This is a genomic window from Paenibacillus allorhizoplanae (assembly GCF_927798215.1).
Classification (GTDB): domain Bacteria; phylum Bacillota; class Bacilli; order Paenibacillales; family NBRC-103111; genus Paenibacillus_E; species Paenibacillus_E allorhizoplanae.
Genome location: NZ_CAKMMW010000005.1, coordinates 124,749 through 138,283, shown reverse-complemented (window position 1 = coordinate 138,283; position 13,535 = coordinate 124,749). Strand labels below are relative to the sequence as shown.

General features: G+C 43.1%; 10 protein-coding genes. All 10 read right to left on the bottom strand.

Features of this window, described 5'->3' with window-relative positions; all coding sequences use genetic code 11:
* Positions 1-47: 47 nt before the first annotated feature.
* Positions 48-962, bottom strand: a complete 915-nt coding sequence (truB, locus tag L6I86_RS11410; RefSeq protein WP_236287163.1) for a tRNA pseudouridine(55) synthase TruB — start codon at positions 960-962, stop codon at positions 48-50.
* A complete protein-coding gene (locus L6I86_RS11405) occupies positions 959-1,960 on the bottom strand; it encodes a DHH family phosphoesterase (RefSeq protein ID WP_236287162.1) in 1,002 nt (333 codons plus the stop codon). The genes truB and L6I86_RS11405 overlap by 4 nt, the downstream gene beginning before the upstream one ends.
* Positions 1,957-2,316 (bottom strand): 30S ribosome-binding factor RbfA, encoded by a 360-nt coding sequence (rbfA, locus tag L6I86_RS11400; RefSeq protein ID WP_236287160.1) that lies wholly within the window; start codon positions 2,314-2,316, stop codon positions 1,957-1,959. The genes L6I86_RS11405 and rbfA overlap by 4 nt, the downstream gene beginning before the upstream one ends.
* A gap of 6 nt (positions 2,317-2,322) precedes the next feature.
* The gene (infB, locus tag L6I86_RS11395; RefSeq protein ID WP_236287158.1) at positions 2,323-5,247 is read right to left on the bottom strand and encodes a translation initiation factor IF-2; all 2,925 of its coding nucleotides are present in this window, start codon (positions 5,245-5,247) and stop codon (positions 2,323-2,325) included.
* The gene (locus L6I86_RS11390; RefSeq protein ID WP_235550652.1) at positions 5,237-5,566 is read right to left on the bottom strand and encodes a L7Ae/L30e/S12e/Gadd45 family ribosomal protein; all 330 of its coding nucleotides are present in this window, start codon (positions 5,564-5,566) and stop codon (positions 5,237-5,239) included. The genes infB and L6I86_RS11390 overlap by 11 nt, the downstream gene beginning before the upstream one ends.
* On the bottom strand, positions 5,556-5,873 hold the full coding sequence (gene rnpM / locus L6I86_RS11385) for an RNase P modulator RnpM (RefSeq protein ID WP_056625035.1): 318 nt from the start codon (positions 5,871-5,873) through the stop codon (positions 5,556-5,558). The genes L6I86_RS11390 and rnpM overlap by 11 nt, the downstream gene beginning before the upstream one ends.
* Before the next feature lie 29 nt (positions 5,874-5,902).
* Complete coding sequence (nusA, locus tag L6I86_RS11380; RefSeq protein WP_028558311.1) at positions 5,903-7,000, bottom strand: transcription termination factor NusA; 1,098 nt, start codon at positions 6,998-7,000, stop codon at positions 5,903-5,905.
* Between the two features lie 36 nt (positions 7,001-7,036).
* Positions 7,037-7,501, bottom strand: coding sequence for a ribosome maturation factor RimP (gene rimP, locus L6I86_RS11375; RefSeq protein WP_268796259.1), 465 nt, complete (start codon positions 7,499-7,501; stop codon positions 7,037-7,039).
* Between the two features lie 194 nt (positions 7,502-7,695).
* Positions 7,696-12,006, bottom strand: a complete 4,311-nt coding sequence (locus L6I86_RS11370; protein WP_236287155.1) for a PolC-type DNA polymerase III — start codon at positions 12,004-12,006, stop codon at positions 7,696-7,698.
* Between the two features lie 66 nt (positions 12,007-12,072).
* Positions 12,073-13,521, bottom strand: coding sequence for a proline--tRNA ligase (gene proS, locus L6I86_RS11365; protein ID WP_236287153.1), 1,449 nt, complete (start codon positions 13,519-13,521; stop codon positions 12,073-12,075).
* Between the last annotated feature and the right edge of the window lie 14 nt (positions 13,522-13,535).

Below are 13,535 nucleotides of genomic sequence, written 5' to 3'. Positions count from 1 at the left end.
TAAGTTCGTTCACCTACCCATTTCAACCCGTCCCGCGACGATTATGATTAAAGAAAAACTTTGGCCGGGACCAAGACGTGGCTAGTGCTTTTCCATTCAAACAGACCCAGAAATCGTTCATCTGGTGAATAGGCCCGAAATATGGTTTGAGATGCATCTGCATGAGCCACTCGATTCGCAGCTAGAGCTATTTTCTTTCCTTGTAATGAATGAACTGTTTCTTGATCAGTGAGAGCAATAGATGGAATATGTGAGATGGCGATATCCATAGGAATCATATGTTGCTGCAATGAGCCTTCTTCTTTCATTTGAACAATTTGCTCAAATGTTAAACACTGCTCTTTGCGGATGTTTCCTGTTGACGTACGTATCAAACTTTCCATAACGGCAGGGTATCCGAGTACTTTGCCAATATCTACACACAATGTTCTGATGTAGGTACCTTTGGAGCACACGGCACGAAAACGAATTTCAGGGTGCTTCTGATCCAAGTTAAGCTCGAGAATCTCAAGTTCATGGATTGTCGCTTTCCTAGCTTTTCGTTCAACTTCCTTACCTTCTCTCGCCAATTCGTAGAGTCGTTTGCCATCTACTTTTACAGCAGAGAACATAGGAGGGATTTGCTCGATGTCTCCAACGAAAGATTCCAGCACTTTACGTACTTGACTTTCGTCAAGTGACACAAGTGGCACTTCTTCCAAGACAGTCCCCGTTATATCTTCGGTATCTGTAGACAAGCCAATACGTAAAACAGCTTCATATTCCTTCGGCAACTCTTGAATATATTCAACCATCCGTGTAGCACGACCTATGCAAAGTGGCAGTACCCCTGTCACTTGTGGGTCAAGCGTACCCGTATGACCAATTCTTTTAATACTTAGAATCCTTCTAACTTTGGCGACAACATCATGTGATGTAAAGCCCGCTGGTTTCCAAACAGGCAGTATGCCTTCTAGCGTCATTTCAGCTTGTCCCCTACTTCCTCAACCATTCTAGCAATTGCTTCATCTAGCGTACCATGGATTGTACATCCCGACGCTCGAACATGTCCTCCACCGCCAAGTGATTGTGCTACTGCAGCAACATCGACTAGTCCAGAGGAGCGCAGACTTACTTTAATGACACCAGGTGCCTTCTCTTTAATCAACATACCCACTTCAACACCCTCAACATTGCGAGGATAATTAACTAAACCGTCCAAATCATCGCTCGACGCACCTGTTAACTCTAAATCTGCGAGCGACACAGCAAGCCAAGCTAACTTTCGATCATAGCCGAAGGATAGTGTGGATAGCGCTTTTTGGAGAAGTACAATCTGTGCATATGTCATTCGTTCAAGTACAAGTTCAGCGATTTCAGCACCCTTGACCCCTAACTCCAACATAGAGGCTCCAATTTTCATAACCTCTGAAGAGGTATTTGAGTAACGGAATCCACCTGTATCTGTAAGCAAGCCCGTATAAATGCATTCACCGAAAGAAATATCAGGTTGCAGTTTCATATGTAACGCCAAATCATACAAAATTTGAACGGTTGCCGCGGCATCATGCTTGATTAAATGACAGGAACCAAATTGATCATTCGTTGGATGATGGTCAATATTGAGCAGGTTTACCTGCTCATCAAAAAGAGTGCTGATCCTACCCATTCTGGAGAAATCAGCACAATCAACACTTATGATGGTTTGATAAAGTCGATTCGGTGCCTGTTCACTATAATCAAATGTATGTTTACTACCTGCTAAGTAGGAAAATTTAGAGGGCATAGCGCCCTCATTGATCATTGTGAATGACTTCCCAAGCTGACTTAAAATCCAACCTGTTGCATACGTTGAACTGGCTGCATCTCCATCCGGCTGGATGTGAGATACAACCAAGAAATCATCATGCTGCTCGATAAATGCAGCCGCTGCTGCCAGCTGCTGACAGTATTCGGTGGCATGGTTCATTCCGATATTCATACGTTTGTATTTCCTTCCTGATTGAGCTTATACAACAATTGGTCAATGTGACTACCATAGTCAATAGAAGCATCAAATTTAAACTGAAGCTCTGGAATCTTACGCAAACGAATTCGCTTGCCTAACTCAGAGCGAATATACCCTGAAGCAACAGAAAGTGCCTTAAGGGTGGCAGCTTTCTCTTCTTCAGTTCCCATTACGCTTAAATAAACACGAGCGAGGGACAAATCATTCGTCACTTCAACCCCTGTAACGGTCATGAAACCAATACGAGGATCTTTCAGCTCAACTTGAATGATTTGACTTAGCTCTTTCTTAATTTGTTCGCCAACTCGACCTACACGAACTCTAGCCATTTATAATCACCTCTCAACGGACTCCATGATAAAGGCTTCGATGATGTCGCCCTCTTTAATATCATGATAACGCTCAAGAGATATACCACACTCATAGCCTTGTGCAACTTCTTTTTGATCATCCTTGAATCGTTTCAAGGAATCGATTTTGCCTTCATGAACAACAATTCCGCTACGAACTAAGCGTGTTTGTGCATTACGAGCAATTTTACCTGAAGTTACATAACAACCTGCAATTGTTCCTGAACCTGTAATTTTGAATACATTACGTACTTCAGCTTGACCAAGTACAACTTCTTTGAAGATTGGATCCAGCATGCCTTTCATCGCTTGCTCGATTTCTTCGATTACGTTGTAAATGATGTTATGCAGACGGATATCAACTTTCTCTTGATCAGCCGTTGCTTTCGCAGCAGGCTCAGGACGAACGTTAAATCCAATAATAATCGCATTGGAAGCAGACGCCAGAATAATATCTGATTCTGTTACTGCGCCAACACCATTGTGAAGAATCTTAACGCGAACACCTTCAACTTCAATCTTCTCAAGAGAGCTTTTCAGTGCTTCTACAGAACCTTGAACATCACCTTTGATGATCACATTCAGATCTTTCACTTCACCATCTTTAATATGCTTAAAGAGGTCTTCTAAAGTAACACGTGAATTAGCTGTCATCTCGGACTGACGAAGTGCAATTGCACGACGATCTGCAATGTCTCTTGCTTTACGCTCATCTTCATAAGCCAAGAACGGATCCCCAGCTTGTGGGACTTCTGTCAGACCCGTGATTTCAACCGGAGTTGAAGGACCCGCTTCTTTCAAACGTTTACCTTTATCATTTACGATCGCACGAACACGACCGAAGCATACACCGGCAACGAAGCTATCTCCAACTTTTAACGTACCGTGTTGAACTAGGATTCTAGCTACTGGGCCTCTTCCTTTATCCAATTCAGCCTCAATAACAGTCGCTCTAGCACGCTTGTTCGGGTTAGCCTTGTACTCTTGCACTTCAGCTACTAGCAAAATCATTTCAAGCAAGTTTTCAAGACCAATACGTTGTTTTGCGGAAATTTCGCAGAAAATCGTATCGCCGCCCCACTCTTCCGGAACTAACTCATAAGCCGTTAGAGCTTGCTTAATTTGATCAGGATTAGCGCCTTCTTTATCAATCTTGTTCACAGCTACAATGATCGGTACGCCAGCCGCTTTAGCATGACTAATCGCTTCTACGGTTTGTGGCATGACACCGTCATCTGCTGCAACAACGATAATTGTAATATCCGTAACTTGAGCACCGCGGGCACGCATTGTAGTAAACGCTTCGTGGCCAGGCGTATCCAAGAAAGTAATTTTCTTATGATTAACTTCGACTTGATAAGCACCGATGTGCTGCGTGATTCCGCCTGCTTCGCCTTCCGTAACACTCGTTTTACGAATGGCATCAAGCAATGTTGTTTTACCGTGATCGACGTGACCCATGATAGTAACAACAGGTGGACGCTCAAGCAAATCAGCCTCGTCATCGATTTCTTCGAATGTTTCGAAGTTATCTTCTTCGACTTTAATTTTGATTTCAACTTCAACACCAAATTCGGTCGCAATCAATTGGATAGTTTCCAAATCTAGCTCTTGGTTGATCGTAGCCATTGTGCCAAGGAATAGAAGTTTCTTAATAACTTCAGAAGCATCTTTGTGAAGCAATTTCGCTGTCTCACCAACAGTCATATTACCACGAACAATGATTTTCTTAGGTGTGTTATCCACTTTTTCTTTCTTAACCATGTCTTGTTGGTAACGACCTCTGTTGTTTCCGCGTTGGTTGCCTCTGTTGTTGCCACCAGGACCACGGTTACCACCAGATCGATTATCGTCAAAACGTTTAGGTGTTGGTTTAGATTTCTTCGTTGTGATCACGCCAGCTTTTGCTGCTGCATCATCCAACTCAGCTGCTGTTGCGCCAACATGGAATTGAGGTTTCGCTTCTTGAACAACCGGTCTTCCACTTTGGTTATTGTTGCGGTTCTCGAAAGGCTTGGACTGACGATTAGGGCCAGCACTGCGATTCGGACTAGATTGTGGACGTCCACTGTTTGCGCTTTGACCACTGCTTGCACCAGCGCCGCCAGCGCCTTGATTCGGACGTGAGCCTGCATAGTTACTATTCGTGCGAGGTGCTCCGCCTTGTCCTTGACCGCCTTGGCTGTATCCTTGACTAGCTGGACGACTGCTGTTGTATCCACCGCTGCTTCCACCTGCAGGACGTTGTCCACCAGGATTGGAACCTTGGTAACCACCAGTACGCTGTCCGCCTTGGCTGGAGCCTTGACCTGCAGGACGTTGTCCACCAGGATTGGAACCTTGATAACCTGTACGTTGTCCACCTTGGCTGGAACCTTGACCACTAGGGCGTCCACCGTTTGGATTAGATCCTTGATAGCCAGTACGCTGACCGCCTTGACTATTGCTAGGGCGATTTCCTTGGTAGTTGCTGCTTTGACCACTTGGACGTGATTGTGGTGGGCGACTTGACGTGTTTTGTGTAGACTGACCTTGTTGTGGAGGGGTAGCTCCAGTTGATGTAGTCGGTTGACTAGTTGATTGCTGTTCAGTAGTAACTGGCTTAGCTGCCGGAGTTACTGCACCTTTATTCTCTTGTGCTGGAGCCTGCGATGCAGGATTCTGATTCGTCGTAGATGAACTCACATTTCCTCCGTCCGTAGCTGCTCGTTTGGCAGCTGCATTAGCTTTGATATCTCTAAAAAACTTTTCCACACTGCTAACTGCGTCATTCTCCATTACACTCATATGGTTGTTAACAGGTATATTTAATCGTTTGAGAATGGTAATAATTTCTTTGCTGCTCATATTGAGCTGTTTCGCGTATTCATACACGCGTGTCTTGTCTTTATTATCTTGTTTATTGGTCAATATGTTTCACCTCCGCAGGATTTTCTTGACTCTTCTGCAGCATCTGCGCGAAGCCTCCGTCCAATACACCTATGGTGACACGCATTTCTTTCCCAATGCTGCGGCCCAATTCATACTTCGTACCAACTTCCATGAGCTTAACCCCATAAAATAGGCATTTATCTTGAAATTTTTTGCGTGTATTAGCAGAAGCGTCTTCCGCCATAATAACTAGCTTGGCCTCACCCGAGCGAATGGCTTTGAATACACCTTCGTCACCCGTTACGAGTTTCCCGGCTCTCATCGCTAATCCTAATTGATTTAAAAATTTAGGATTCATCTTCTGATTCCTCCTCCTCTTTCGAAGAAAGGAATTCATCTTCTACACGAATGAAATCTTGTTCCAGTTGGTCATAAATGTCTGCGCCTACAGCATGCTTCAGAGCTCTATCCAGGGCTTTGCTTTTCTTTGCCAATTTAAAACAAGAAACTTTACCGCACAGGTAGGCACCGCGCCCAGACTTCTTTCCCTTAAGATCAATGAGAATGTCATCCTCAGGCGTTTTGACGACGCGGATCAATTCCCTCTTCGGCATCATTTCCTGACAGGCAACGCATTTTCTCAGAGGGATTTTTCTCTGCTTCATTCCGATCACCCCTTGTTCCAAACAAAAACTTAATCGATGCTAATCGAATCTTGGTGCATCTCTTCCGAGTAAGTTTTCACTCTGCCATATTCTTGTTCTGCTTGTGTTTCGCTCTTGATATCGATTTTCCAGCCAGTTAACTTAGCAGCTAAACGGGCGTTCTGTCCTTTAATCCCAATTGCCAGAGAAAGCTGATAATCAGGTACAATGACTCGTGCCATTTTTTCATTTTCATGAATTTGAACTTCAAGCACTTTAGAAGGGCTTAGCGCATTCGCTACGTACTCTTCTACACTCTCCATCCAGCGAACGATATCAATTTTCTCTCCGCGCAGCTCGGTTACAATCGTTTGTACGCGAAGCCCTTTAGGACCTACGCATGATCCGACTGGATCAACCTCTGGGTTACGAGAATGAACAGCAATCTTCGAACGGAAGCCTGCTTCACGTGCAACGGAACGGATCTCTACTACGCCATCGAAAATTTCAGGTACTTCAAGCTCAAATAGACGCTTCAACAACCCTGGATGTGTTCTCGATAAAATAATTTGAGGCCCCTTTGTCGTGTTCTCGACTTTCGTAATATAAGCTTTGATACGGTCTCCCTGTTTGAACTTATCCGTAGGCATAAGCTCCGTAAGTGGAAGAACAGCTTCTACTTTACCAAGGTCAACATAAATATTACGTTGGTCTTGTCGTTGCAGGATACCGGTTACGATATCTTCTTCTTTATCGATAAACGCATTATAAATTAAGCCACGCTCGGCTTCGCGGATTCTTTGCGTTACAACCTGTTTAGCGGTTTGTGCTGCAATACGTCCAAAATCACGAGGCGTCACTTCAATTTCAACAATATCTTCCAATTGGTAGTTCGGATTAATTTCACGCGATGCATGAACAGAAATTTCCAATCTTGGATCCAATACTTCCTCTGTTACGGTCTTCCGTGCATAAACCTTAATAAGACCCGTATGTCGATTGATATCTACACGTACGTTCTGTGCCGTGTTGAAATTACGTTTATAACTTGAAATCATCGCCGCTTCAATAGCATCAATGAGTAGCTCCTTGGAGATACCCTTCTCTCGTTCAATTTCCGACAGCGCTTCGATAAAATCCGTGTTCATTTGAACTGAGTCCCCCCCTTCAATAAGTAACGATTACTAAAATACGATAGCAAGACGTGCACTAGCTACTTTGGCAACCGGAATGCTGATTTTCTTTTTACCAATCTCAATCACGAGTACTTCCTCGTCATAAGACTGCAACAACCCTTCAAATTCCTTAGAACCGTCGATCGGTTCATACGAAGTAACAAATACGTGACTATTCACGGCTTTATAAAAATCTTGAGTCTTCTTAAGCGGACGTTCTGCTCCAGGAGAAGAAACTTCCAAGAAATAAGCATCAGTAATCGGATCTTTCTCATCCAATTGAACACTTAAATATTCACTGATGCGGCCGCAATCATCTATATCAATTCCGCCTTCTTTGTCAGCATAGACGCGAAGGAACCAATTGCTGCCTTCTTTGACGTATTCAATATCCACGATTTCAAATCCATTTTGTTCAACAAAATCCTTCAGCATGTCCTCAATGATGGATTTGATTTGTTCTTGTGTAGCCACAGATATGTGTACCTCCTAAATTGACTTCTCCTTGTCGTATCCCGAAAAGTCCTATATCAAAATGTAAAGAGTGGGTTTCCCCACTCTTTAATCACAAGATGATATCCTCATTATTGCCAATAAAAATTATACCATAACCATTCTTTGCATTACAATAGCAAACTTGTTAATCATTTTCACTTGACAGCTGATTTTTAGAACAAGGAAAGCTGATTGGATTCAGGCATACCACGGAAGCACCCCATAGAAGTCAGCAGCTCTATGACGGTTTTAGAAGCCTTAGATTTATTCTGGAAATCCTCAATTGATAGGAAATCGCCTTCTTCTTTGGCAGCTGCAATATTCTTAGCAGCATTTTCACCAATTCCTGACATCGCTGCAAACGGTGGAATTAAAGAATTGCCATCGATGATAAACTTCGTTGCATCGGAACGGTAGATATCAATCGGCTTAAAACTAAAGCCGCGTGACGTCATTTCCAGTGACATTTCAAGAATTGAAACCATGGCTTTCTCTTTCGGCAGAGCTTGGAAACCTTTCGCTTCAATCTCAATTAATACTTTGAGAATCGCATCATAGCCTTGGCAAAGCAATTCAAGATCAAAATCCGCTGCACGCACACTAAAGTATGTCGCATAGTAAGCGATCGGGTGATACACCTTGAAGTAAGCCGTACGAACGGCGGAGATAACGTAAGCTGCAGCATGCGCTTTTGGAAACATATACTCAATCCGTTCGCAGGATTCAATATACCAAGCTGGCACATTACAGCGCTTCATCTCATCTTTCCATTCATCGGTAAGGCCCTTCCCTTTACGCACACTCTCCGTAATTTTAAAAGCAAGACCTGCATCCATCCCCGCTTTATAGATCAAATAGAGCATGATATCATCCCGACAACCAATAACCGTCTTAATGTTACAAATCCCTTTTTTGATCAGTTCCTGTGCATTACCTAACCAAACACCCGTTCCGTGTGACAACCCCGAAATTTGAAGTAAATCGGCGAAAGATGATGGTTGTGTTTCTTGAAGCATTTGACGAACGAATTTCGTCCCCATTTCGGGAACCCCATACGTTGCAACAGGCGAACGAATCTGATCTGGTCTAACGCCTAGCGCTTCCGTTGAATTGAAAATACTCATCGCTTTCGCATCATTCATTGGAATCGTTGTTGGATCTACGCCCGTCAAGTCCTGTAGCATCCTCATCATCGTCGGGTCGTCGTGTCCTAGAATATCTAGTTTAAGCAAGTTCGCATCGAAGGCATGGTAGTCAAAATGAGTCGTCATCCATTCCGAGTTTTTATCATCGGCAGGGAATTGAACCGGTGTGATATCATCGACCTCAATATAATCTGGCACAACGACAATACCGCCTGGATGCTGCCCTGTACTTCTTTTTACCCCAGTACAGCCTGAAGCTAATCGAGCAATTTCAGCCCCGCGCCATTTCTGGCCTTGTTCTTCTTCATATTTCTTGACGAATCCGAAAGCCGTTTTCTCTGCAACAGTACCGATTGTCCCTGCCCGGAATACATTCTTAGGTCCAAAGATCTCCTTCGTGAAGTTATGCGCAACCGGCTGATAAACCCCTGAGAAGTTCAAATCGATATCGGGAACTTTGTCCCCTTTAAATCCTAAGAATGTTTCAAACGGAATGTCATGCCCATCCCCTTTTAAATCCCCGCCGCAGGAAGGACATACTTTGTTCGGCAAATCAAAACCACTCGGTACACTACCGTCAAGGAACCATTCGCTGTGCCTGCAGGAAAGACATATATAGTGAGGTGGCAATGGGTTAACCTCTGAAATTCCCAACATCATGGCAACGACAGATGAACCAACGGATCCCCGAGAACCTACCAGGTAGCCATCTGCATTCGATTTTTTTACGAGACGTTCCGAAATCAAATAGTTGGCAGAGAATCCGAATTTAATGATCGGAACTAGCTCTTTCTCTAACCGAGCAATAATGACTTCGGGCAGCTCTTCCCCATACATACTTTTCGCCGTTTCATAACAAGTCGTACGAATTTCTTCGTCTGCACCTTCTATAATAGGTGTGAATAGCTTGTCTGGGAAAAGTTCAATAGATTCAAACCGATCTGCAAGATCATTCGTACTGCGAATGACAACTTCAATTGCTTTCTCTTCACCCAAAAACTTAAACTCTTCGAGCATCTCTTTCGTTGTACGGAAATGTGCGTCAGGCTTCTTTATCGCTTTCAGCGGACTAAAGCCTGTAATCCCATTGATTGTAATATCCCGACATACCTTCTCACGTGGATTCAGATAATGAACGTTACCTGTCGCGATGACCGGCTTACCCGTTTTATAACCGATTTCACATACGCGCCGAACAGCATCCTCTAGATCTTCTTTAGACCCAACCAAGCCTTTTTCGACGAGATGCATATTATAGCTAACGGGTTGAATTTCGAGAATGTCATAAAACTCTGAAACTTGCTCAGCTTCTTCAATTGATTTGTTCAATACAGCTTCGAAAAATTCACCTTTTTCACAACCAGAGGTGACCAAAAGTCCCTCTCTGTGCTCAACTAACACACTCTTGGGAATCGTCGCAGCTCGCTGCAAATAAGTGGTATGAGATAGCGAAATCAGTTTAAATAGATTTTTCTTACCAACTGGGTTTAATGCGTATATACAGCAATGAAATGGACGTTGATTGGATAAATCTTTACCAACGTAGTCATTCAATTTCGCTAGGCTCGTAATCTGACGATCATTAGCCTCGTTAATTAAATGATAAAGCACATATCCCAGCGCGATCGAGTCATCAATCGCTCGGTGATGATTATCGAGACCTACTTTAAATTTATCAGACAACGTATTTAATCGATGATTTTTCATAGATGGGAAGAGAAATCTCGCAAGCTCTAATGTATCAAGTACCGCATTCGTAACCTCAGGTAGGTTCATGCGTTTTAAATTCGCTTGAAGAAAGCCCATATCGAAACGCGCGTTATGTGCTACTAGCACGCAATCCCCAATAAACTCTATAAACTTAGGAAGCTCGTCCTCAATATCTGGAGCATCCTTCACCATGTCATCATTAATATTCGTTAACTGCTGGATGTTATAAGGAATTTTCTCGTGCGGATTAATGAATGTGGCAAAACGATCAATCTCTTTGCCATCTTGCATTTTCACGCCTGCAAGCTCAATAATTCGATTATTAATAACAGAAAGTCCTGTCGTCTCCACGTCGAAAATAACATAAGTCGCTTGCTTTAAATCGAGATCTCGACCATTCATAACAATGGGGACAGAATCATTCACGACATTCGCTTCAACACCGTATATGACTTTGATGCCATGCTTTTTGGCAGCTTTCCCAGCGTCAGGAAAACATTGAATATTACTATGATCGGTAACAGCGATTGCTTTATGTCCCCATTTGGCCGCCATTTTCACATATTGATCTATCGGTGTCAATGCATCCATTGTGCTCATGGTTGTGTGCAAATGAAACTCTACTCGCTTCTCAGCAGCATCATCCATACGATCCCTTGGTGCCATCACTTCGTATAGATCATTTGGAATCATAACAAGCTCAGGGATTTGCATGAACCGGTCATACTCTACTTTTCCTCTGGCCCGAATCCACGTACCATTGGCAAGTAGACTCATGATCTTCACATCGTCTTTGGTCTTCGCAAAAACCTTCATAGCTAATGAATCACTGAAATCCGTAATATTGAAAGTAAATAACGTATTACCATTTCTTAATTCTTTGACATCCAAGCCAAATACGGTACCTTGTACTGTAATTTTCTTCTCTTCTTCTTGGATGTCTTTAAGTGGCGTAGGAACTTCTTTTATATCAATGCCCATGACTAGCTTCAGATCACCTTCTGGTAAAGATGATTCTTCTTCCTCCATATCGATGGACATCATGATTTCTTGTGTATATGATTTTTCACCTTGTTCTCGTTGCTTTGCAAACTTCTCATATTCTGCAACGATTTCCGTAGTGTCACTTATTGCATACTTGACAGATAGTTCGGTTTGAAAAAAATTATGGAAAAAATTCCGAATAAACATATCGATATTCTTTTTCTTCGCTAATTCTAGGCCTATAGCATCTAACATAATCAACGATAGGGCATTTCCTTGTACTTCGAACCTAGCTTTTGACATCCAACCATTGACAGAGGGAACTTCCCGCTGTAACCATTCCATAAATAATCCCCAATACTCCTCAACAAGAGCAGCAGGTTCTGCTTGTTCATATTTCCAAATAAACCTAATTTTTGCAATCTGCGCGAACTTCTCTTGAATCATTTTACAGAATGAACGATAAATATTCAGAGGCACAAGGTCATTTTTCACCAAATAGAACGTCCAGTCGCGATTTTTTCGACTAATCTCTACTTGATCAATGTAGCCCTCTTTAAAATATGACCGTACAACATCGGCTGGAATCTCGGCTTGCTGCATCAAAAGCTCAAAGCGATTCCGTTTATCAGCCAAATTACTCATGAACAGCCTCCCCATAAAACATACCAAGGGCAATGGAGTTAGACCTCCATATGCCCTTGATTGTAATTAATAGCTTCGACCAAAGACAACTGTATGCTTGGCAGGATCGCCGCACACAAGACAAGTAGATTTGGTTTCAGATGGTGTGAACGGGATATTACGACTTGTTGCTCCTGTTTCTTCCTTCACTTGCGATTCACAAGCGTTAGATCCACACCAGCCAGCCAAGGCAAATCCGCGTTTCGTCTCCAAAAATGTCTTAAACTCATCGATCGTATCTACCGCAATATAGTGCTCGTCACGGAATTGCTTCGCTTTATCATACATCTGCTGATGAATCTCAGCAAGTAAATTTTGAACTTCTTGCACAAAGTCAGACTGTTGAACAATTTTCTTCTCTCCACTAACGCGAGAAACAAGAACAACTACGCCATTTTCCATGTCGCGAGGACCTAACTCTACGCGAATTGGTACGCCGCGCATTTCGTACTCGTTAAATTTCCAACCTGGGCTTTGATCAGCACGATCATCCACTTTAACGCGAACGCCAGCTTTTTTCAGATCCGCGAACAACTCGTCAACCCGCCCAATTACTTGTTCACGCGTTTTTGGAGGTCCAATTGGAATCATGATAACTTGCGTAGGTGCAACCTTTGGTGGTAACACTAATCCGCGATCATCCCCGTGAACCATAATAAGTGCGCCAATTAAACGTGTACTAACTCCCCATGAAGTTGTATGTGCAAATTGGTGTTGATTCTCACGATCTAGGAATTTGATATCAAAGGCAACAGCGAAATTCGTTCCAAGGTAATGAGAAGTGCCTGCTTGAACAGCTTTGCCATCCTTCATCATGGCTTCAATGGAAAAAGTATCAATGGCACCAGCAAACTTCTCTGAAGGCGTTTTTTGACCTACAATTACTGGGATCGCCAGGAAATCCTCCGCAAATTGACGATAGACATCAAGCATTTGCATCGTTTCGCGGCGAGCATCTTGCTCATCTTCATGCGCAGTATGACCCTCCTGCCACAAAAACTCAGTTGTACGGAGGAATGGCAACGTGCGTTTCTCCCAACGAACTACGTTTGCCCATTGGTTGATTAACAATGGTAGATCACGGTAGGAGTTAATCCATTCGGCGTACATATGCCCAATCATCGTTTCAGATGTAGGACGGATAGCCAAACGCTCTTCTAGCTTCTCCCCACCTGCCTCAGTGACCCAAGGAAGTTCTGGATTAAAGCCCTCAACATGTTCTTTTTCCTTCTGGAAAAAGCTTTCTGGGATAAACAACGGGAAGTACGCGTTGCGATGACCAGTTTCTTTAAACTTACTATCCAACTCACGTTGAATATTTTCCCAAATTTCATAACCATCCGGTTTAAACACGATACACCCACGAACCGGGGAGTAGCTCATTAAATCTGCTTTCTTAATAACATCTATATACCATCGGGAGAAATCTTCTCCTTGCGGTGTAATTTCTTTAACAAATTGCTTATCGTTTGACATAAACCCTCCCACAG